The organism is Blautia sp. MSJ-19, from assembly GCF_018918125.1.
GTDB lineage: Bacteria > Bacillota > Clostridia > Lachnospirales > Lachnospiraceae > Blautia_A.
Window position 1 is genome coordinate 25,512 of record NZ_JAHLQA010000006.1, and the last position, 21,684, is coordinate 47,195.

General features: G+C 42.2%; 17 protein-coding genes. 15 read left to right on the forward strand and 2 right to left on the reverse strand.

Going from position 1 to position 21,684, the window contains the following annotated elements; genetic code table 11:
- Positions 1 to 12 precede the first annotated feature (12 nt).
- The 4 genes from KQI91_RS02970 (at position 13) to KQI91_RS02985 (ending at position 4,541) form a co-directional block, all read left to right on the forward strand.
- On the forward strand, positions 13 to 1,047 hold the full coding sequence (locus tag KQI91_RS02970; protein ID WP_216391391.1) for a D-alanine--D-alanine ligase family protein: 1,035 nt from the start codon (positions 13 to 15) through the stop codon (positions 1,045 to 1,047).
- 50 nt (positions 1,048 to 1,097) lie between these two features.
- Positions 1,098 to 2,468 (forward strand): UDP-N-acetylmuramoyl-tripeptide--D-alanyl-D-alanine ligase, encoded by a 1,371-nt coding sequence (locus tag KQI91_RS02975; RefSeq protein ID WP_216391392.1) that lies wholly within the window; start codon positions 1,098 to 1,100, stop codon positions 2,466 to 2,468.
- A gap of 210 nt (positions 2,469 to 2,678) precedes the next feature.
- The gene (locus KQI91_RS02980) at positions 2,679 to 3,299 is read left to right on the forward strand and encodes a hypothetical protein (protein WP_216391393.1); all 621 of its coding nucleotides are present in this window, start codon (positions 2,679 to 2,681) and stop codon (positions 3,297 to 3,299) included.
- A gap of 171 nt (positions 3,300 to 3,470) precedes the next feature.
- Positions 3,471 to 4,541: an acyltransferase gene (locus KQI91_RS02985; protein WP_216391394.1), complete on the forward strand. Its 1,071-nt coding sequence runs from the start codon at positions 3,471 to 3,473 to the stop codon at positions 4,539 to 4,541.
- A 173-nt stretch (positions 4,542 to 4,714) separates the two neighbouring features.
- On the opposite strand, the gene KQI91_RS02990 is transcribed toward KQI91_RS02985, so the two are convergent.
- Entirely contained in the window at positions 4,715 to 4,981 is a 267-nt protein-coding gene (locus tag KQI91_RS02990; protein ID WP_216391395.1) for a hypothetical protein, read from the reverse strand.
- 408 nt (positions 4,982 to 5,389) lie between these two features.
- Here KQI91_RS02990 and KQI91_RS02995 point away from each other — a divergent pair, with 408 nt between their 5' ends.
- From KQI91_RS02995 to KQI91_RS03030, 8 genes are all read left to right on the forward strand, one after another.
- Positions 5,390 to 6,910 carry an ATP-binding protein gene (locus tag KQI91_RS02995; RefSeq protein WP_216391396.1) on the forward strand — a complete coding sequence of 507 codons (1,521 nt, stop codon included), beginning with the start codon at positions 5,390 to 5,392 and terminating at the stop codon, positions 6,908 to 6,910.
- A gap of 104 nt (positions 6,911 to 7,014) precedes the next feature.
- Positions 7,015 to 9,273, forward strand: a complete 2,259-nt coding sequence (locus KQI91_RS03000) for a hydratase (RefSeq protein ID WP_216391397.1) — start codon at positions 7,015 to 7,017, stop codon at positions 9,271 to 9,273.
- A gap of 1,289 nt (positions 9,274 to 10,562) precedes the next feature.
- Positions 10,563 to 11,261: an RluA family pseudouridine synthase gene (locus KQI91_RS03005; protein ID WP_216391398.1), complete on the forward strand. Its 699-nt coding sequence runs from the start codon at positions 10,563 to 10,565 to the stop codon at positions 11,259 to 11,261.
- Positions 11,262 to 11,499: 238 nt separating this feature from the next.
- On the forward strand, positions 11,500 to 12,627 hold the full coding sequence (locus KQI91_RS03010; RefSeq protein ID WP_216391399.1) for a substrate-binding domain-containing protein: 1,128 nt from the start codon (positions 11,500 to 11,502) through the stop codon (positions 12,625 to 12,627).
- Between the two features lie 187 nt (positions 12,628 to 12,814).
- A complete protein-coding gene (locus KQI91_RS03015; RefSeq protein ID WP_216391400.1) occupies positions 12,815 to 13,507 on the forward strand; it encodes a hypothetical protein in 693 nt (230 codons plus the stop codon).
- Positions 13,507 to 14,142, forward strand: coding sequence for a YesL family protein (locus KQI91_RS03020; RefSeq protein WP_216391401.1), 636 nt, complete (start codon positions 13,507 to 13,509; stop codon positions 14,140 to 14,142). The genes KQI91_RS03015 and KQI91_RS03020 overlap by 1 nt, the downstream gene beginning before the upstream one ends.
- A 109-nt stretch (positions 14,143 to 14,251) precedes the next feature.
- Positions 14,252 to 15,976: a phospho-sugar mutase gene (locus KQI91_RS03025; RefSeq protein ID WP_216391402.1), complete on the forward strand. Its 1,725-nt coding sequence runs from the start codon at positions 14,252 to 14,254 to the stop codon at positions 15,974 to 15,976.
- 140 nt (positions 15,977 to 16,116) lie between these two features.
- A complete protein-coding gene (locus tag KQI91_RS03030) occupies positions 16,117 to 17,157 on the forward strand; it encodes a LacI family DNA-binding transcriptional regulator (RefSeq protein WP_216391403.1) in 1,041 nt (346 codons plus the stop codon).
- Here the strand turns inward: KQI91_RS03030 and KQI91_RS03035 are convergent.
- Positions 17,087 to 18,061, reverse strand: a complete 975-nt coding sequence (locus KQI91_RS03035) for a helix-turn-helix transcriptional regulator (RefSeq protein ID WP_216391404.1) — start codon at positions 18,059 to 18,061, stop codon at positions 17,087 to 17,089. The two genes, KQI91_RS03030 and KQI91_RS03035, sit on opposite strands and share 71 nt — an antisense overlap.
- A 278-nt stretch (positions 18,062 to 18,339) precedes the next feature.
- Here KQI91_RS03035 and KQI91_RS03040 point away from each other — a divergent pair, with 278 nt between their 5' ends.
- The 3 genes from KQI91_RS03040 to KQI91_RS03050 all read left to right on the forward strand — a co-directional run bounded on the left by KQI91_RS03040 (position 18,340) and on the right by KQI91_RS03050 (position 21,667).
- Positions 18,340 to 19,722, forward strand: a complete 1,383-nt coding sequence (locus KQI91_RS03040; protein WP_216391405.1) for an ABC transporter substrate-binding protein — start codon at positions 18,340 to 18,342, stop codon at positions 19,720 to 19,722.
- 79 nt (positions 19,723 to 19,801) lie between these two features.
- Positions 19,802 to 20,785 (forward strand): carbohydrate ABC transporter permease, encoded by a 984-nt coding sequence (locus tag KQI91_RS03045; RefSeq protein WP_216391406.1) that lies wholly within the window; start codon positions 19,802 to 19,804, stop codon positions 20,783 to 20,785.
- A gap of 3 nt (positions 20,786 to 20,788) precedes the next feature.
- The gene (locus KQI91_RS03050; RefSeq protein ID WP_216391407.1) at positions 20,789 to 21,667 is read left to right on the forward strand and encodes a carbohydrate ABC transporter permease; all 879 of its coding nucleotides are present in this window, start codon (positions 20,789 to 20,791) and stop codon (positions 21,665 to 21,667) included.
- The last annotated feature ends 17 nt before the right edge of the window (positions 21,668 to 21,684 follow it).

The window sequence follows — 21,684 nt, forward strand, 5'->3', positions numbered from 1 at the left end:
GAGGATGAGTAAATGAAAATTGTTGTATTAGCAGGTGGAACCAGTACAGAGAGAGAGGTTTCAATCGTATCAGGAACAGGAATCTGCGGAGCACTGAGACAGAAGGGACATCAGGCGATTCTGGTGGATGTGTTCTGTGGACAGGAAGAAGTAAACTGGGAAGATCCGTTCCCGGCAGAATATGATGTGGAAAAAGCAGCCTCTTATATCAAGAGCTTTAATCCACAGATGGCTGAACTGAAAAAAGCAAGAAAAGACTTCTTTGGACCAAATGTCATTGAACTTTGTAAAAGAGCAGATTTTGTTTTCCTGGGACTTCATGGAGCAAATGGAGAAGATGGCAAACTGCAGGCAACGTTTGATCTGATGGGCATTCCATATACAGGAACAGGATATCTGAGCAGTGCTATGGCCATGGATAAAGGTGTGACCAAGGCAATGTTTCAGATGCGGGGTGTTCCGACACCGGCAGGTAAGGCAATGAAGAAAAAGGACCGTTTGGAGACACCACAGGAACTGGGAATGGAGTTTCCGGTTGTTGTTAAAACATGCTGCGGTGGTTCCAGCATCGGTGTTTATATTGTAGATAATCAGGAAGATTACACCAAAGCACTGGATGGTGCATTTACTTATGAAAATGAAGTAGTTGTGGAAGAATTTGTAGAAGGAGTCGAGTATACGGTTGCAGTTGTTGACGGAACGGCTTATCCGGTAGTTCAGATTGTACCGAAAGAAGGCTTCTATGATTATGAGAATAAATACAAACCGGGTGCAGTACAGGAAACCTGCCCGGCTCCGATTTCTGAAGAACTGACGAAACGTCTTCAGGAAGCTGCAGTGGATGGTTATCATGCACTTGAGATGGAAAGCTATGCCCGCCTTGACTTTATTGTGACCAAAGATGAAAAAATCTACTGTCTGGAAGCCAATACCCTTCCGGGAATGACACCGACCAGTCTGATTCCGCAGGAAGTAGCAGTACTGGGAATGGATTATCCGACACTGTGCGAAGAACTGATCAAAGTATCACAGAAGAAATATGATTAATAAACGAATATGCACCTGAGTTGAGGAACATATTAGGAGAGGAAATCAAAATGAAAAATCTTACTTTGCGAAATCTTACAAAAGTATGTAACGGTATCTGGCATGGTGATGATACCTTGCTGGACGGGGAGATTTCTGCAATTACTACGGACAGCCGTAAGATCGAGAAGGGATGTCTGTTTGTACCAATCGTGGGAGAGAGAGTTGATGCACACCGTTTTATTCCGGATGTGATGAGCAAGGGAGCACTTGCAACATTGTCTGAGAGGGAGCTGACGGATGCAGACCATGCATATATTCAGGTAGAATCTTCCCTGCAGGCAGTTAAGGATATTGCAGAATTCTATCTGGAGCAGCTTCAGATTCCTGTTGTAGGAATCACAGGAAGTGTCGGTAAGACCAGCACCAAAGAAGTGATTGCATCTGTTCTGAAAGAAAAATATCGTACACTGAAAACACAGGGAAACTTTAATAATGAACTGGGACTTCCGCTTACCGTATTCAGACTTCGTGATGAAGACCAGATCGCAGTTCTGGAAATGGGAATCAGCGATTTTGGCGAGATGACACGTCTGACAAAGATCGCGAAACCGGATACCTGTGTAATCACCAATATCGGTACCTGTCATCTGGAAAATCTGGGAGACAGAGATGGTGTCCTGAAAGCAAAGACAGAGATCTTCCGGTCTATGAAACCGAACGGACATATTGTTCTGAACGGTGATGATGACAAGCTTATTACAGTCAGTGAGTATAATGGTGTGAAACCGGTGTTCTTCGGACTGGATGATCAGCGTGACGTATATGCAGACCAGATTGAAAGCAAAGGCCTGAAAGGTGTTGCCTGCCGCGTTCATCTTGGAAAGGAATCTTTTGATGTACTTGTCCCGACTCCTGGAATACATATGGTATATAATGCACTGGCTGCAGCTGCTGTAGGACGTATTTACGGACTGACGATCGAAGAAATCAAACGCGGTATCGAAAGTCTTGAGACCATTCGTGGACGTTTCAAAATGATTGAGACAGATAAGTTTCTGGTCGTAGATGACTGCTACAATGCAAATCCGATGTCTATGAAAGCTTCTCTGGATGTACTTCATGATGGTGAGGGACGCAGAGTAGCGATTCTCGGTGATATGGGAGAGCTTGGTGAAGATGAAGCTGCACTTCATGAAGGTGTTGGTGTGCATGCAGCAAGATGTGGTATTGATGCATGTGTATGTGTTGGCAATCTGGCTCTTCATATTGCGGAGGCAGCAAAACGCGAGAATCCGGATTTTACGGTATACTATGAAAAAACGCGAGAATCTCTTCTGGAGCATTTGAATAACTATGTGCAGAAGGGAGATACGATTCTTGTAAAAGCATCTCATTTCATGAAATTTGAAGAAGTAGTAAAGGCACTGGAAGAAATGTAAAAGTGTGATCTTATAGAGAAAAGTTTGGCGCAGGGAGTCGGAAATGGCTGCCTGCGTAATTTTTTGCGAGAATTTGACGAACGATTTTTGTTTCATATAGGCTGGCACAGGTGTAGAATAAGCTTAACGGTAACGCTGTGAGCTCACATTTCACGGTGACTGTGTTTTGTGGGAGTGCAGAAAACATACTGTAAATGCAAGGAGGGGCTTATGCTGGAACGAATCATGGACCTGCAGATCCTGCTCTATCTGATGACTGTTCTTGGAACAGCGGGAGCAATAGGAATGCTGGCGGTACACCTTACTTACAGAAGAACCCTGCGAAAGACAAAAGCGACAACAAACCTGAGAGAAAAATGGCTGAATCTGTGGAAAACGCGAGATAAACTGCTGAACCGGATGAACTTCCTGGTATGGATTCCATCGCTGTTATCTACTGTATGTCTGGGGTTGTCGCTTTTTTTTGTATCCAGAATTCAGAGCAGCCGTGGATTGCCAATGAGTTACCTGTATATCGGTTGTGCAGTTCCCATAATCCTGCTTGTGCTTCGGCAGGCTTTGGATTTCAGTTTTAAAGAAGAACTGGTTATGAATTCGCTTGCCGACTATATCCTGCAGGCAAGGTCACGCAAAGAAAATCCACCGACTGCACGAAAGTATGAACCGACACCTGCTGTGCAGAAAACAGATCCAATACTCAAAGAAGAGATGGTGGAGAGGATAGCCGCGAGCATTCGTCAGACTGCAGCAACCGGAAGCCATTTCAGCAAAATGCTCAGTCCGGAGGAAGAAGAAATCATGAGAGAGATCATCCGGGAATTTATGGAATGACAGGCAGTTGTGGCAGCAGGACAGTCCAGGGAGCATTTCTGACGGGAATATTTCTTGTAGTGACGGGAAGGATTTGATATACTTTCGATAACGGACAGGTCAGAAATGAAAAACAAAGGAGAGAAAGATTTCCGGTAGTGAATATGACTTCACCGGAACTTAAAAAACAATATGAACAAAAAAAGAGTTATATGGATTGAACTGCTCAGAATCATGGCGTGCATCGGAGTGATCGGAATCCATGCAGCATCGCAGCATTTCAGGGATATACCGGTGGAGTCTTCTGTATGGGCAGTTTCCAACTTTTATCATGGAATCAACCGGTTTGCAGTGGGATGCTTTGTTATGATCAGCGGGTGTCTGTATCTTGATAAAAAGCGCACCTGGGATCTGAAGCGTCTGTGGAAAAGAAATATCCTGCCGATTGCTGTGGCATATATATTCTGGCAGATGGTATATTCGGTTTATCGTATTGGCACGAGTGATATAGTGACAAAAGGGACAAGGACAATCGTATGCCGCTTTCTGATCAACGTCAGTAAATCGTATTTTCATTTATGGTATCTTCCGATGCTGATCGGGCTTCTGATCATCACACCATTGCTGTGGGAGATCGTAAACAGTTCGAGAGGCAGCCAGTGGGAAGTATACATGATTCTGCTGTGCCTGGGATTTCAGATATTACCGTATACAGTAGAGTGCTTTTCTTTTCCACAGAAAGAATATGTCATGAATGTGCTGCAGACGGTTCAGCCACAGATTCTGACGGGCTATGTGGGATATTTTATACTTGGTCATTATCTGTCTCATTATGAAATATCAAAAAAACTGGAATATTTTATTTATATCGCGGGAATCGTTCTGATTGGAACTGCGATTCTGCTCTGCCAGGAAGCTTCATTGAAAAGTGGAAAAGAAGTGCAGACATTTTATGAAAATTATACCCTGGCAACTGGTTTCTGGGCAACATCTGTATTTTTGTTTTTCAAAAACCATATCTCAAAGATCAGATGGGGGGAAAAGCAGGAGAAGATCATCTGTTATCTGGGAAACTGTACCTTTGGAGTCTATCTGATTCATGCACTTATCAGGAATATCCTGCACAGAGCCGGAATTGACAGTATGATGATCGGGAATACCGTGCTTGCGATTCCGGTTGTGATCGCACTGATCTTCGTGATTAGTCTTGCAGCTGTGATGCTTATTAAAAAGATTCCGCTGGTTGGTAAATGGATTGTATAAACAGTGGCCATACCTTAGGCGAAAAGAATGCTTTAAACGAAAAATATTACAAACAAAAATCTGCCGGACCAGGAGACACCTGAACTTCGGCAGATTTTTTGTTTGCCAAATTATTGAAATTTCTGTTTCAGAAGCTTGCAGATCTCTTACGGCAAATGAGATAGACAGCGACTTCAATCTTCTTCGATCACCTGGATCTCAAGATAATCAAATTCAATATGCTCAATAAAGCTGTCCTGGCGGAACCGGGTCTTGGAGTGACGTTTGAAATCAGCGATGTTGCTTTCCAGCCAGATCGGATTCTCCAGGTCAAAATCATAGCAGATTTCCTGCAGTGCATGAAAAATTTTGTGTGTTCTTGTATCCTCCGAGTCATCATCAATGACCAGATCTTTTAACATGTGGTTATCCTTCCACATCTTTCCCCATAAACGAAACATATAGTTTTACCTCCCTGTTGAAACTGCCGGAAGTGACAGTAATACTTGATTTCTAAGTGATTCCAAGTATAACGAATTTTAAGGTGAAAGTAAAGAAATAGTATTTGGTTTATCTGCACCGAATTTTGTGAATTGTTTTTGTATTTATGAAGAGTTTTGTTATATTTTTACATAAATATAGTGGAATATTTGAATTCATGATAAAATAGAAAAAAGGTTTTTATCGAAATCAAGAGAGTTAGAAATTGGTTTTATGGTAATGCATGGATATAGTATGTAACAATTGCTAAATCCGGCAGAGATGTTAATATGGAGGATATTATAATGGCAGAAGACCCAGTGCCTTACGGAAAATAATAGGAGTTATTTGGTTTACTGTTGGCAAAACTTAATCATGGAGGTGGTTGCATGACAATAGAAGACATCCTTGCCGGGGAATCTAAGAATGTAGAGTTCAAGGTACAACGTCCGGACAAGAGTACTAAATATATGAAAACGGTCGTTGCCTTTGCTAACGGAAAAGGCGGGCAGATTATATTTGGCATTGACGATAAAACCAGAGAAGTTGTTGGTGTTCCGGAAGATAAAGTTTTTCAGGAAATTGACGCGATTACCAATGCTATTTCTGATAGCTGTGAACCAACGATTATTCCAGATGTTTATCTGCAAAATATAAATGATAAGCCTGTGATTGTTGCGGAAATCAGAGCTGGACGTCAGAAACCATATTATATTAAAGCGGATGGGCTGGAGAATGGTGTATATATTCGGGTTTCTGGAACAACACGCCCTGCTGACCGTGATATGTCGAGAGAACTATATTATGAATGTGATGCTCATTCTTTTGATTCTGTAATCCGTAGAGATATTGAAGTGACCGATGAAGATATTAAGAATCTTTGTGAGCAAATGAAAGAAGTTGCTATTGCCAACAGTAAGTCAAATCTTCAGCGGTCAGCAGTAAAAGACGTAACGAAGAACGTTTTACTCAGCTGGGGGATTTTGAAAACAGATGAAAATGAAAAAATCTATCCAACGAATGCCTATGTTTATTTAACTGGACAAGGCGGACTTCGTTCTATGATACAGTGTGCTGTGTTTAAGGGAATGACTCGTTCTGTATTTCTTGATAGGCGCAATTATGAAGGAACGCTATGGAAACAGGTAGATGAGGCGGTACAGTTTGTCCTTAGAAATATTCGTATGGGATGTCGGCTGGAAGGTGTATATCGTCAAGATATTTATGAATTGCCACCAGATAGTATCCGTGAGCTAATTGTAAATGCGGTTATGAATTGTAGCTATATTCAGGCTTCCAATATCCAAGTAGCGATTTATGATGATCGTTTGGAAATTACGTCACCTGGAGGATTGTTACCAGGAGTAACGATTGACCTGATGAAAGAGGGATTTTCAAAAATCAGAAATCGATCCCTTGCTAATGCGTTTGCCTATATGAACCTTGTGGAAGCCTGGGGAAGTGGTATTCCAAAACTTATGCAGGCTATGCAGGAATATGGACTCCGTGAACCGGAATTTATTGATATGGAGGTGGCTTTTCGCATTAATCTTTATCGAGGACAAGGTGAGGGGATTGGGACAAAATTGAATAATAATGATTTCAATGACCCTAAAAATGGCCCTAATGACCCTAAAAATGGCCCTAATGACCCTAAAAATGGCCCTAATGACCCTAAAAATGGCCCTAATAATTTCGATAAGGATTATGTTGATCTTAAAAATGAACTTGAAACGCGAGTATCGGAATTAATTTGCGGGAATCCAGAACTGACATATAAAGAACTGGGAGAAATACTTAATGTTTCACTAACAACGATTAAACGTACAGTGACGAAAATGAAGCATGAAGGCAGAGTTATCCGGGAAGGTTCCAAGCGAAAAGGAAAATGGAGATTGATAGATAAGTAAAGAAAATTGATTGCAGATTTTAGTGAGATAAAGTATAATAGATATACATTTGGCATAAATCGCAGAGCGATGCATGCATAATCTTTATGAATGGAGGAGTTACAATGAAGCTTTACGACAGTGGTATTTATCTGGTAAACGGTCGTGATATCGTAGAAGAAACAAATATGACACAGCCGGTTTCCAGAGAAGAAGCAGCCAGAAATACAATGGCTTATGGAATCCTGGAAGCACACAATACTTCCGGAAATATGCAGAAACTGCAGATTAAATTTGACAAGCTGACATCCCATGATATTACTTTTGTAGGTATCATTCAGACAGCACGTGCTTCAGGCCTTGAGAAATTCCCGGTTCCGTATGTACTGACCAACTGCCACAACTCTCTTTGTGCAGTAGGTGGAACAATTAACGAAGATGACCATATGTTTGGTCTTACCTGTGCAAAGAAATACGGTGGAGTTTATGTACCTCCTCATCAGGCAGTTATCCATCAGTTTGCACGTGAGATGCTTGCAGGCGGTGGAAAGATGATCCTCGGATCTGACAGTCATACCCGCTATGGCGCACTTGGTACCATGGCAATGGGTGAAGGCGGTGGAGAACTGGTAAAACAGCTTCTTTCCCAGACCTATGATATCAATATGCCAGGAGTTGTTGCAATCTATCTCAAAGGTGAACCGCGTCCGGGCGTAGGTCCGCAGGACGTTGCACTGGCTATTATTGGCAAAGTATTTGCCAACGGCTATGTAAAGAATAAAGTTATGGAATTTGTAGGACCTGGCGTAGCCGGCTTAAGTGCAGATTTCCGTATTGGTGTAGATGTCATGACTACAGAGACTACATGTCTCTCCTCTATCTGGCAGACAGATGAGATCATCGAAGAATTCTATGAGATCCATGGCAGAAAAGAAGACTACAAAGAACTGAAACCGGGCAATATTGCTTATTATGATGGATGCGTGGAAGTAGATTTAAGTGAGATCAAACCAATGATCGCTATGCCGTTCCATCCAAGCAATACATACACCATTGATGAACTGAAGGCAAATCTTTATGATATTCTGGATGATGTTGAGAAGAAAGCTCAGGTCAGCCTGGATGGTAAAGTGCCTTATACACTGAAAGACAAAGTCATTGACGGACAGCTTTATGTAGATCAGGGAATCATCGCCGGATGTGCCGGTGGTGGATTTGAAAATATCTGTGCAGCAGCAGACATCCTTCGTGGTGCAAGCATTGGGGCCGATGCATTTACACTCAGTGTTTATCCGGCAAGTACTCCGATCTATATGGAACTTGCAAGAAACGGTGTCTTGGCTGATCTCCTTGAAACGGGTGCAGTTGTTAAGACCGCATTCTGCGGACCATGCTTTGGCGCCGGAGATACACCTGCAAACAATGCATTCAGTATCCGCCATACCACCAGAAACTTCCCGAATCGTGAAGGTTCCAAAGTCCAGAACGGACAGATTTCTTCTGTTGCACTTATGGATGCAAGATCTATCGCAGCTACAGCAGCAAACAAAGGTTTCCTGACATCAGCAGAAGAATTTACCGGAAACTACAGACATCAGAAGTATTTCTTTGATAAGACAATTTATGAGAACAGGATCTTTGACAGCAAGGGTGTTGCTGATCCAAGCGTAGAGATTCAGTTCGGACCAAACATCAAAGACTGGCCGGAGATGCCTGCACTGGCAGACAATCTGGTTCTCAAAGTTGTATCCGAGATTCATGATCCTGTCACAACAACAGATGAGTTGATTCCGTCAGGAGAAACTTCATCCTTCCGTTCCAATCCGCTTGGACTGGCTGAATTTACGCTTTCACGTAAAGATCCGGCTTATGTCGGACGTGCCAAAGAGATCCAGAAGGCCCAGAAAGCACTTGAAGCAGGCGAATGCCCGGCAGAAGCAGTTCCGGAACTGAAACCTGTTATGGAGGCGATCAAGGCTCAGTTTGCTGATGTCAGCAAAGAAAATGTTGGCATCGGAAGTACGATTTTTGCAGTAAAACCAGGTGATGGTTCTGCACGTGAGCAGGCAGCATCATGTCAGAAGGTTCTTGGTGGATGGGCAAATATTGCCAACGAATATGCAACGAAACGTTATCGTTCCAACCTGATCAACTGGGGTATGCTTCCGTTCCTGATTCCGGCAGGAGATCTTCCGTTTGCAAACGGAGATTATCTCTTCTTCCCGCAGGTTCGTAAGGCTGTTGCAGATAAAGTGGACAGCATTATCGGATATGTGGTAAAAGAGGATGGTCTGAAAGAGTTTAAAGTGACCCTTGGAGAACTGACGGATGATGAACGTGAGATTATTCTGAAGGGTTGTCTGATCAATTACAACAGAAACTGAAATGTTTAAACAGCAACACTGAAACATAGAATTACGGAGATTCCCGGCAATGGACTGGAGCGGCCAGCGAGTTGCCGGGATTTTTATGTGATTTGAAAAATCAGGTAAGTTTGAAATGGACCTGTCGTATTTTTTTATTTTGCATAAATTATCAGAAATTAATATAAAATACATAAAAATAATAGAATTAAAACAGATATAAAATACAATAATAAATTTATTTTAAAAATATTTCAAAAATGTGTTGACAAATCAGAGGCGGAGTGTTATTATAAACCCATCAAAAGAAAACACGAAAACCTAAAAACAACAAACAAAATTAAAAAATCATTCAATTCATAGCATATATAAATGTTACATGAAAAGGATGAAATCAAAGAAAGGACAAGGTGATACCGTTGGGAAAGTAGCCATTTATCTTCAATATGAGAAGTGACAGAAATCAAGTTTCCTGCAAGAAAGACCTGATACATAAATTATCCATTATTTAAAACAGATTATCGGAATACATTCGGAAGAAAATATCAAATATATTACCTGGCGAACAGGACTTTCAGAAAAAGGATAATCTTTATAAACGTATTACAGGTATATAGAATTGATTACTCATATTGAATAACTGTCACAAACCTGATACAAAGACTTTTGAATATGTGTAAAGAAACATTTTCAAATATTGAGATCCATAGGACGTGAGTTATATGAATCAAAGCTTTGCATCAGAAGAATATCTTCTCACAAAAGATATTAGAATAGAAATAATAAAAACCTTATTCCCTAAGAAAACAGTTTGAAATTTAAGAAGTTAAGTTTGGAGCTGCTCTAGTCTGAAGGAAAAGATTTTAAAGATTATTTCAAAATGAAATTGTAATCCGTAAATTATAATTTCGACTCTATGAACTTTCTAAATGAACCGAATGATAAACATCATCTCGTTTGTGAGCAGGAAATTAAAGAAACTGTAACCGAATGAAGACACAATATAAAATAATATTATAAAAACTAAATAAAGAAGATTGAATGAAGTATACTATAAGAGGTATCAGAGGATTTCAATCAGCAAACAAGACGAAAAGTTTTGAAAGAACAAAGAGGTAAATTAAAATTGAATATTGAAGATTGTTAGGACGGTCATCATTTCAGGATTATGAAAAGTAATTGTTAAGAGAAGTGATGACCGTCTTACATTATTGTTTGTACACGGGAAACAGCCGGACTGTTGTATAAAAAAGATTTTTACGTTATACTCTCCATAGAATGCAGAAATTGCATAAAAGGAGAGTTTTTTTATGTGTAATATAGAAGATATGATTTTGTTTGAAGATAAAGAAATTGTGGTGTGCCATAAGATGGCTGGTGTAGCCGTTCAGAATGCAAGGGTTGGAGCTGCAGATATGGAAAGTATGTTAATGAATTATCTGGCGACCAGAAATCCAGGTAAGATTCCATACCTGGGTATCGTACATCGGCTGGATCAGCCGGTGGAGGGTGTCCTTGTTTTTGCGAAGACAAAAAAAGCAGCGGCCGGACTGACGAAACAGATCACATCGGGCAGTGTGATCAAGGAATATCTGGCGGTGACAGACAGAATGCCGGCGAAGCAGAAAGACCGGCTGGAAGAGTTTCTGAAAAAAGACGGCAGAAGCAATACTTCATCTGTGGTAACAGACAAAATACAGGGGGCCAAGAAAGCGGTTCTTGATTATGAAGTACTTGAGGAACTGGAGGATGATCGGACTGGCACAGGCAAAAGAGTTCTTGTAAAAATCCAGTTGGAAACAGGGCGTCATCATCAGATACGTGTACAGATGGCGCATGCAGGAATGGCACTTCTTGGAGATCGAAAATATAATGCTGGAGATAAGTCGGGGCTGCCGTTAGGGCTGTGTTCCTGTCATCTTGTTTTTCGTCATCCGACTAACGGGAAAAAAATGGGATTTCGGGTAACTCCAAAGGGCGAATGTTTTGCAGGTTTCCCAAATCTGTGACTTCAAATCTGGTAAAATTGCCGTATTTTCTTCTAAAAAATGAAAAAACTATGAAATCTATAGACGCAAAAATGAAAATGTGTATAATGTAGAAAGATAACGGAGCAAAGGTAATTAAACTGCGAAGCAGTTATTTGGTTATGAGCAAGTAGCAAAGCGGATTGCGAATATCCGCTTGATCGTACAGTAATGACAAGGCGCATTTGTATAAATCTATAAAAGAAAAGAGGAAAATACGATGAAAAAAGCAGCTGTTGTGGTGCTTTTTCTTGTTGGAGCAGTAGTTGTGACAGGAGAAAACGGTAAAATGGGCGGCTTTGGTAATTTTGTTGCGGATGTGCAGGCAGAGGATGAGCTGCCGGATAATGACGAAGCCCAGGAAGAATTGGTAGCAGCCGGTGAGGAAGAGCCGGAAGCTGACCGAGTATCTCAGATTGATACGACGATCACGATCGGAGCCGGAAGCAGGATTGCGGTTGTGAGTAAAGCTACGTCTGGAGAATATTGGAAACTGGTACGTCAGGGGATGGAAGATGCTGTAAAGGATATCAACACGGCATATAGTTTTTCATCAGATGAAGCAGTTACTATGACTTTTGAGGGGGCATCAGATGAGCAGGATGTAGAAACGCAGGTGAATACTCTGGATGCAGTTATTGCCGAGAATCCAACGGTTCTGTGTATGTCAGCGGGAGATATTGAATCCTGTCAGGCACAGCTGGAGGCAGCAAGTGAGAATGGAATCCCGGTAGTAGTATTTGATTCCAATGTCAATGAAGATGAACTTGTAGCTGCATTTCGTGGAACAGACAATACCTATGTAGGAAAGCTTGCAGCAGAGAAGCTTGCAGCAGCCATTGGCGGTTCAGGTAAGATCGCAATATTTTCTGCACAGGAAAAGACAGAGAGCTCCCAGAAGCGTGTGGAAGGATTTAAAGAAGCACTTGCAGATTATCCGGATATTACAGTTGTGAGTGAGCTTTATACGGATAAAGTTAATGACATGTCTACTGCAATGGCAGATGTATTGAAAAGGTATCCGGATCTGAACGGTGTATTCTGTACAAATGAGAGTGTTTCTGACCAGTATCTTTCTCTCGAAAAGGGAGAAAAATCTCCGATTATGGTTGGAGTGGATGCAACAACTGCGCAGCAGAAAGCAATCGCAGAAGGACAGGAGCTGGGAACTGTCTCCCAGGATCCGTATGATGTAGGATATCAGACTATCATTGCAGCGGCACAGGCGATGTCTACAGACGATGAGCAGGCAGCAGCCGTAGAGAAAAATGTTCTCCTTGAGCCGGAATGGATTGATGCGACAAATATTGATGATCCGTCGAACAGCAACTATCTGTATGGCAAATAAAATTTACAAAAGATATTTTTCAGAAAGAGATGTTAATATTTCACAATATTAATGTCTCTTTTTTGTTGATTAATTTTACTTAAATTAATTGACTTTAACCTAATGAATAATAAAATTAAGCTAACAAGTTGAAAAATAGTAAATCAGAGAATCGACAAAATCAAGAAATAAAAAGAACAGGTAATCTATGAAGAAGTCAGAGAAACAAAAATGGATGGAACTGAATCAAGAACAGCGAAAGCAGTATTTCCTGGATTATTATCTGTTTCCGGTGAGTGTGATCATTATAATTCTGGCGATCGTGTGCTTCCTCGGATGGCATTTCTTCCTGAAGCCGGATGAGGAGAATTTACTTTATGCGGCGGTTGTGGATGATTCACTGGATCAGGAGAAGCAGGAACAGGCGGTTCTGGATATGCAGGATATTCTTGGAGCAGACGGTAAATATAAACAGATACATATTGATGATTCCTTTTATCTGAAGGATGGTGCACTGGACAAGATTCAGGTTTATCTGCACAGTCAGCAGATTGACGTATTGATTCTGGATCAGGATGTTTTTGAGGAATTTGCGGGTTATGGATATTTCCGGAGTCTGGATGAACTGACCGGAGAGGATCTTGCTGAGAAATATGATACAGATTATGTGTATGCTGCGGGCTACAGAGATACGGATGAGATTTCTTTTGAGGACCACGAGACGGGGCAGGGAGCGACGGAAGCATACGGGCTGAGCCTGGAAGGTAAGAATCGTTTTACAGACATGACGGGCGGTTATCTGGAGCATCCGGTCTTTGCGGTAGCGGTGGATGCACCAAATCCGGAGAATGCACTTAAATTTTTGGATTATCTGATGAACGGAGAGGGAGGAGAAGAGTAATGGCGTTTAAGGACACATTTCGTGGAGACAGCACATACAGCCAGATCATGACCAAGGTGTTTGATATTTTCTGGCTCAGTGTGATCAGCATTTTGTGCTGTATTCCGGTGATCACGATCGGGGCATCCTTAAGTTCACTCTATTATGTAATGCTGAAACTGGTGCGGGATGAAGAGACAGCCGTGACCAGGAATTACTTTAAAGCGTTTAAGCAGAATTTTGTGCAGTCTTTGCCGGTGACGTTGTTTCTTCTGGTGATCATTGGGATCCTGACAGCAGATTTTCATATTTTGGGACAGAATGGCAGTCAGAATGCGTCTATTATATATGGATGCTGTGTAGTCATACTTCTGGCAGCGGCGGCAGTTTTTTCCTATGTATTTCCGCTGATGGCACGTTATCAGAATACGCTCCGCAGAACATTTGAGAATGCTGCCCGGCTTGCAGCGAGCCATCTGTGGCAGACAGTAGTCATGGTAGTGGTAAATCTTTTTCCGTTGGGATGGTTCCTGATCTCCGCAGAGACATTTGCGGCTGTTTTCTGGATCTGGGTCTTTGTCGGAATGGGAATACAGGCATTTGTGAATTCTCTTATTATAAGGAAGATATTTGATAAACTTGAAGTTGAAAACTAAGACAGAAACTTAAGATAAATTGCTGAAACCGGGAATTTTGTCAGAAGAAAGGCAAACAGAAATGGGAGAAAACAACGAAAGTTGTTTACATAAAAAGGAGGATATGACAATGGGATATCGCGAAACTTATGAAATGTGGTGTACAGATCCATATTTCGATGAGAAAACAAAAGAAGAATTAAGAAATCTTGCAGGTGACGAGAAGGAGATTGAGGATCGCTTCTATCGTCAGCTTGAGTTTGGAACAGGTGGTCTTCGTGGAATGATCGGTGCAGGAACAAACCGCATGAACATTTATACGGTTCGTCAGGCAACACAGGGACTTGCAAACTATATTCTGGCGCAGAACGGACAGGACAAGGGCGTTGCCATTGCACACGATTCCCGTATCATGTCACCGGAGTTTGCAAGAGAGGCAGCACTCTGCCTGAATGCAAACGGAATCAAAACCTATCTGTTTGAATCCCTGCGTCCGACACCGGAGCTTTCTTTTGCGGTAAGAGAACTTGGCTGTATTTCCGGTATCGTGATCACAGCCAGCCACAATCCGAGAGAGTACAACGGATACAAAGTATACTGGGAGGACGGCGCACAGATCACACCGCCGCATGACAAAAATATCCTTGCGGAAGTTGCCAAAGTGACAGAATTCTCCATGGTAAAGACAATGGAAGAGGATGCTGCGAGAGCAGAAGGACTTTTTAATATCATTGGAACAGATTTTGACGACAAATATATCGCACAGCTCAAGAAACAGAGTATCCATCCGGAGATCATTCCGGAGATGGCGAAAGACATGAAGATCGTCTACACACCACTTCACGGAACAGGTAACATTCCGGTACGCCGTGTTTTGCGCGAACTTGGTTTTACTCAGGTCTATGTAGTAGAAGAGCAGAAGAAACCGGACGGAACTTTCCCGACCGTACCGTATCCGAACCCGGAAGATGAGAACGCATGGACACTTGCGATGAAACTTGCGAAAGAAGTCGACGCAGATATTGTGCTTGCAACGGATCCGGATGCAGACCGTCTCGGCGTGCATGCAAAGGATACAAAGACAGGCGAATACATCAGCTTTACAGGAAATATGTCCGGTATGCTGATCGCAGAATACATCCTGAGAGAACGCACAAAGACAGGAACCATGCCGGAAAATCCTGCTCTTGTTGAAACTATCGTTACCACAGATATGGCAAAAGCAGTGGCAGCAGAATACAATACAGCTCTGATCGAAGTTCTGACAGGATTCAAGTATATCGGTGAGCAGATCCGTCATTTCGATGAGACAGGCGCTCATCACTATGTATTTGGTCTGGAAGAAAGCTACGGCTGTCTTGCAGGAACCTACGCCCGTGACAAGGATGCACCGGTTGCGGTTATGATGCTCTGTGAAGTAGCTGCTTATTACAAGAAACAGGGCAAGACCCTCTGGGATGCAATGCTTGACATGTACGAGAAATACGGCTATTACAAAGAAGGACTTGCAACCGTTACCCTCAAAGGAATTGACGGATCTCAGAAGATTCAGGCGATGATGGATGATTTTCGTCAGAATCCGCCGAAAAAACTCGGAGATTTTGAAGTCCTGGCATACCGCGATTACAAAGAAGATGTACGCAAAGATCTGGCGACAGGCAAGACAGAATCCACCGGACTTCCGACTTCAAACGTTCTCTATTATGAACTCGAAGACAATGCATGGTGTTGTGTAAGACCATCCGGTACGGAACCGAAGATCAAATTTTATTTTGGCGTAAAGGGAGCTTCTCTCGAAGATGCTTCTGAGAAACTTGAAGGTCTCAAGAAAGCCATGACAGAAAAAGAAGCATAAAAGTTGCTGTGAACAAAGGGAACAGTAGCCAGAAATCTGACGCATAAACGGCTTTTGTGGTGAATCACTTGATTTTGCCATATAACTGTGATAATTTTAAGTTATAATATTAAGCGATACTTAAAAAAGAGGTTTAACAGATGGCAAAAACGGTCAGATTAATAGATATAGGAAAAAAATTGAATGTCAGTGCGGTTACGGTCTCCAAGGCACTTTCCGGACAGAAAGGTGTCAGCGAGGAAATGCGAGAGAAGATCGTCCGCCTGGCAGATGAAATGGGATACAAACGGAGTGACAGTCAGATCGAGAGCAGCAAAGAGAAGAGCTTTACGATCGGTGTTATTGTTGCAGACAGATATCTTGGGGAAAATCAGTCCTTTTACTGGAAACTTTATCAGGAGATCTCCAAATGGGCGATCTCCCGGAACTGTTTCCCGATGCTGGAGGTAATCAGCCATGAAGTGGAGAAACGAAGTGAACTCCCGAAGGTCATCCTTGAGAAGAAGGCAGACGGTCTGATCGTGATGGGTGAGTTTAAGCATGGCTATGCGGAATTTCTTGCAGAAAATATTCCGGTACCAACGGTGAATCTGGATACCACGGGACGCGGCAAAGTTACTGACTGTGTGGTTTCCAACAACCTGATGGGCGGATATGAGATGACGAACTATCTGTTTGAGATGGGACACAGTAAGATTGGATTTGTGGGAACGAGACTTTCCACGACCAGTATTGATGACCGTTTCTTCGGATATCTCAAGTCGATGATGGAGCATGGCATGACGGTTCATGAGGACTGGATCCTGGATGACCGTGACAGAGAGACCGGATTTGTGGATGTGCAGAATAAATTTGAACTTCCAAAAGAAATGCCGACAGCTTTTTTCTGCAACTGTGATGGAACAGCCAGCCTGCTGATCCAGAAACTGGCACAGAATGGCTATTCTGTTCCGGAGGATGTTTCCGTGATCGGATTCGATAATTATATTCCGGATCAGTTCGGCGGTGTCGGGCTTACGACCTATGAGATCAACACCAAAGAAATGGCAAAGCGCACCGTTCACATCATTCTTCATAAGCTGAGAAATGACAATTATTCCACCGGTATCTTTATGTTGCCGGGTAAGTTTGTGGAGAGGGACAGCGTGAAACGGATTGCCCCTGCTGTACCGTTTGTCTGAATTTTCCCGGTGTCATAGACTCGTATTTTTTGAACAAATTAATAAAGTGGTTTGTATTTTCATAACCGATCATACTGCTTATTTCATGGATGGAAAAATCTGTGGTAAGCAGTATTTTTTTTGCTTCTTCCAGACGTTTTCGTGTCAGATACTGCAGAGGCGGAAGTCCATAGCAGGCAGAAAATTCACGGCAGAGGCGATAACGGTTGATCTTGAAAGTCTCCTCAAACTGTCTGAGTGAAAAATCTTTCGGGTAATGATTGTCCAGAAAATCTTTCATTTCAATCAGATACCAGGCGGCATTGGAAGGATCCGTAGTGGGTGCAGGATAGCAGGAAGTGCACAGAAGTGCCAGGATTTCTGTCAGATTGCGGTGCATGAACAGAAGATCCGAAATATCCGGCTTCTGGCGGACAGACAGAAGAGAACGCAGATCATGGAGGATCGGTGAGACGGAAGTAATATGAAAACAGTTGCTTTTCTGGTTATGGAGAATGTTTATATACATGGAAAGACTGTTTCCATCGATAAAAAACAATTTGAAATTCCATGGAAGGACAATGCTTTGCAGTGTAAAAGACTGATTGCAATTCAAAAAAAGCAGCTGGTTGTCTGCAACGGAATATTCTGTACCTCCGGCGGTTGTGATCCGTCCAACGCCGCTGTCAGTATATAGAAGGAGTCCACATTCTATAGGGGAAAAATGAAACGCAAATGGGGAGTCAGCGTTCAGATTTCCACCGCCTAACAGATGCAGAAAGTCAGAAACGGAAAGAGCTGGTTCCGGAAGTGGTGAGTACCGGTAAATATTAGGAAGCAGAAATTCAGCAGAATATTCTATGTTTACCATTTTACGATTATGAATAGAAGAAAGAAAGATTTCCTTAAAATTTACTGTATCCATATAAAGTCCTCCCAGCAGATTAATCAATAAATAAGCTAAAATAAACTAAAAATTAATTCAAATCAATTTTAAAAGATTTTCAACAAGAAATCCATAAAAAATATGCACAAAAAACAATTATAAAAATTGGATATAATACATGAAAATGTGAGATTAATCAAGAATATATGATAATTAGCAAAAATAATTAATGCAAAAATTAAGTGGATATATATAATTAAATTAAAGTTAAACGTAAGCAAAACAACTTTAAAGAATTCCAGAAGGAGGACACAAAAATGAAATGGAGTAAAGTAACAGCCGTTAGCCTTGCAGCAGTCATGGCAGCATCTATGGCCACAGTAGGAGGTTCCACAGTCGTATTTGCAGATGGTGATCTGAATTACGCAGACATCAAACTTGGAGAGGATTACACAGACCTCAGCGCGGACCTGAAACTTCTGACAAACAGAACCGATATGCTGGATGCTGATTACACAGGAAAAAACTGGGATGCATACCTCAAAGAGTTCAATGAAATGTACCCGAACATCAATGTAGAGATCGAAGGAATCACCGATTACGCACAGGATTCTCTGCTTCGTCTGCAGGGTGGTGACTGGGGTGACATCATGATGATCCCGGAAGTTGACAAAGCAGATCTTTCTACATATTTCCTTTCTTATGGTGATGTAGATTCTGTAAGCGAGCAGGTAAAATATCCAAACAGATGGCTGTATGACGGACAGGTATACGGAATCCCGGTAACTGTTGTCGGCCGTGGAGTCCTCTACAATAAGAAAGTATTTGCAGATGCAGGAATCACAGAGACACCTAAGACACCAGAGGATTTCATCAAAGATCTTCAGGCGATCAAAGATAACACAGATGCGATCCCGCTTTACACAAACTACGCAGCAGGCTGGACAATGGGTGCATGGGATGACTATATTGGCGTAGCTGCAACAGGCGATGCAAAATACAGAAACCAGGAATTCCCGCATGCAAAAGATCCATTTGCTGACAAGGGCGACGGAACAGGCGCTTACAACGTATACAAGATCCTCTACGATGCAGTTGCAAACGGACTTACAGAAGACGACTACACAACAACAGACTGGGAGAGCAGCAAAGGTATGCTGAACAACGGTCAGATCGGAACAATGGTACTTGGTTCCTGGGCTTACCCGCAGATGCAGGGTGCAGGCGACAACGCTGACGATATCGGATACTTCGCATTCCCGATCACAGTAGACGGAAAACAGTATTCACCGGCAGACGAAGACTACTGCTTCGGTATCAACGCAGAAGATGATGCAGAAAAACAGGAAGCAGCAATGGTATTTGTAAAATGGATGACAGAGAAATCCCAGTACTCCTACAACGAAGGCGGACTCCCGATCGCAGTTGGTGATGAACAGTACCCATCCGTATACGATGAGTTTACAGCAAACAACGTAGAGTTCATTTCCAATGAACCGGCACTGGAAGGTGAAGAAGACCTCCTGAATGAACTGAATGCAGATTCTGAGCTGATGGTTGGCGCAGGCGGAAACGAAAAGATCCAGGGAATCGTAGAGCATGCAGCAAACGGTGATGAAGAATTTGATGACATCATGACAGAGTGGAATGAGGCATGGAGCGATGCTCAGGATACTGATGGAGTAGAAGTAAACGAATAAACAGAACGGAGTAAACCGTAACTTGAATGCTTCAGGCGGGGAAAGATAACCCCCGCCTGAAAATGTAAGGAGGGAAATTATGGGACAGAGTGGATTCACACAGTGGCGAAAAAGCAAAAAAGGACAGCAGACGATCGTTATCCTTGCTTTTATCATTATCCCATTGATATTACTGTTCACCTTTACTTATCTTCCATTTGCAGAAATGGTGAAATTCAGTTTCTACAAGATGAAATATGTAGGAACAAGAAAATTTGTCGGACTTGATAACTACAGAGCAATCTTCAGGCGTGATGATATCCTCGGAGCTCTGAAACTCTGCCTGTATTATATGGCAGGTTCTATCATCCAGCTTGTGATCGCACTTTACCTGGCAACGATCTTAAGCATGAAGGTAAAATGCGGAAATCTTTTTAAGGGCTTCATGTTTTTCCCTTATCTGATCAATGGTATTGCGATCGGATTTATCTTTAAATTCTTTTATACTCGTGGATTCGTATTTGATACTGTTCTTCAGTGGTGCGGATTCCAGCTTGACAATCTGCCATACTGGCTGAAGGATCAGTCTATCAACAACTGGTCACTGGTGGCATCTTCCGTATGGAGATACTTCGGTCAGAATATGGTTTTGTTTATTGGTGCGATCATGTCTGTAGACGGAGCACTTTATGAGGCGGCAGATCTGGATGGAGCAAACAAGTTCCAGCAGTTCAGATACATTATCCTGCCAAGTATCAAGACAATCGTAACTTTGAATATTATCCTGTCTATCACAGGTGCATTAAGTGCATTTGAGGCTCCGTTCGTTATCACCAGCGGTGCAAACGGAACCGGAACATTCTTCGTAGTTATGAACACGATCGCACATACCAACCAGAAAGTTGGTCTTGCATCCGCAATGGCGGTATTCCTGCTCGTGATCATCATCATAGCGAAATTCCTGCAGGATGCATTTTTCAAGTATATCTTCCGAAATGCAAGTGCAGATGATGAAGCATATGATGCGAAGAAGAAAAAGAAAAAAGCAGCAAAACTTGCAGCTTCCGCGAAAGGAGGAAACTAGGATATGGCACAGACAGCAGCAGCTCCTGCAAAAAGAAAAAAACATTACAGTGCAGGCTTTGTGATCTGGACGATCGTGAAATATTTTTCCCTGATTTTCTTTGCATTTGTGGCAGTTCTTCCGATCGTTTCCTGCGTGATCACTGCTTTTAAGACAGATGCAGAATATAAGAGCACAAATGTTATGACTCTGCCACAGAGCTGGCTGAATTTTGATAACTTTGTGAAAGCCTTTACCAAAGCAAACATGCTGACTGCATTCAGAAACTCCCTGATCATTCTGGTAGCAGTCCTTTTAATCTCCATTATCATTGGAACACAGCTTGCATATGTACTGAACCGTTTCAAATTCCGCGGAAATGCCCTGATCCGTAATCTGTTTACTTTTGCGGCTCTGCTTCCGGCAGTTGCCATGCAGGTAGCAGTTTACGAAATTATGGTAAATCTGCATTTTGTAAACACCCTTTATGGTTACATTATCATGATGTGTGGAACAGATGTTATTTCTATTTACATCTTTATCCAGTATTTTGAGAACCTTCCGGTTTCCCTCGACGAATCCGCATATCTGGATGGAGCTTCTTACTTTACCATTTACCGTAAGATCCTTCTTCCGCTTCTGAAACCGGCAATCGTGACATCTATCATTCTGAAAGGTGCCAATACTTACAATGAATATTACTGTGCACAGCTTTATCTGCAGGATAAAACAAAACTCTGTACAGTAGCAACTTCCCTGTATACATTTACGGGTCCTATGGGAAATCAGTACAATCTGATCTGCGCAGGTGTTATCATCTCTCTTCTTCCTGCCCTGATCGTATTCGTTATTTTCCAGAACCAGATCTACAGCGGTGTTGCAGCAGGTGCAGTCAAAGGCTGATGGACAAAGGAGCAGAA

What these genes read in the sequence shown, in the direction of transcription:
- KQI91_RS02970 (WP_216391391.1), top strand. Translation starts at nt 13, where the DNA reads ATGAAAATTGTTGTATTAGCAGGTGGAACCAGTACAGAGAGAGAGGTT.
- KQI91_RS02975 (WP_216391392.1), top strand. Translation starts at nt 1,098, where the DNA reads ATGAAAAATCTTACTTTGCGAAATCTTACAAAAGTATGTAACGGTATC.
- KQI91_RS02980 (WP_216391393.1), top strand. Translation starts at nt 2,679, where the DNA reads ATGCTGGAACGAATCATGGACCTGCAGATCCTGCTCTATCTGATGACT.
- KQI91_RS02985 (WP_216391394.1), top strand. Translation starts at nt 3,471, where the DNA reads ATGAACAAAAAAAGAGTTATATGGATTGAACTGCTCAGAATCATGGCG.
- KQI91_RS02990 (WP_216391395.1), bottom strand. Translation starts at nt 4,981, where the DNA reads ATGTTTCGTTTATGGGGAAAGATGTGGAAGGATAACCACATGTTAAAA.
- KQI91_RS02995 (WP_216391396.1), top strand. Translation starts at nt 5,390, where the DNA reads ATGACAATAGAAGACATCCTTGCCGGGGAATCTAAGAATGTAGAGTTC.
- KQI91_RS03000 (WP_216391397.1), top strand. Translation starts at nt 7,015, where the DNA reads ATGAAGCTTTACGACAGTGGTATTTATCTGGTAAACGGTCGTGATATC.
- KQI91_RS03005 (WP_216391398.1), top strand. Translation starts at nt 10,563, where the DNA reads ATGTGTAATATAGAAGATATGATTTTGTTTGAAGATAAAGAAATTGTG.
- KQI91_RS03010 (WP_216391399.1), top strand. Translation starts at nt 11,500, where the DNA reads ATGAAAAAAGCAGCTGTTGTGGTGCTTTTTCTTGTTGGAGCAGTAGTT.
- KQI91_RS03015 (WP_216391400.1), top strand. Translation starts at nt 12,815, where the DNA reads ATGAAGAAGTCAGAGAAACAAAAATGGATGGAACTGAATCAAGAACAG.
- KQI91_RS03020 (WP_216391401.1), top strand. Translation starts at nt 13,507, where the DNA reads ATGGCGTTTAAGGACACATTTCGTGGAGACAGCACATACAGCCAGATC.
- KQI91_RS03025 (WP_216391402.1), top strand. Translation starts at nt 14,252, where the DNA reads ATGGGATATCGCGAAACTTATGAAATGTGGTGTACAGATCCATATTTC.
- KQI91_RS03030 (WP_216391403.1), top strand. Translation starts at nt 16,117, where the DNA reads ATGGCAAAAACGGTCAGATTAATAGATATAGGAAAAAAATTGAATGTC.
- KQI91_RS03035 (WP_216391404.1), bottom strand. Translation starts at nt 18,061, where the DNA reads ATGGATACAGTAAATTTTAAGGAAATCTTTCTTTCTTCTATTCATAAT.
- KQI91_RS03040 (WP_216391405.1), top strand. Translation starts at nt 18,340, where the DNA reads ATGAAATGGAGTAAAGTAACAGCCGTTAGCCTTGCAGCAGTCATGGCA.
- KQI91_RS03045 (WP_216391406.1), top strand. Translation starts at nt 19,802, where the DNA reads ATGGGACAGAGTGGATTCACACAGTGGCGAAAAAGCAAAAAAGGACAG.
- KQI91_RS03050 (WP_216391407.1), top strand. Translation starts at nt 20,789, where the DNA reads ATGGCACAGACAGCAGCAGCTCCTGCAAAAAGAAAAAAACATTACAGT.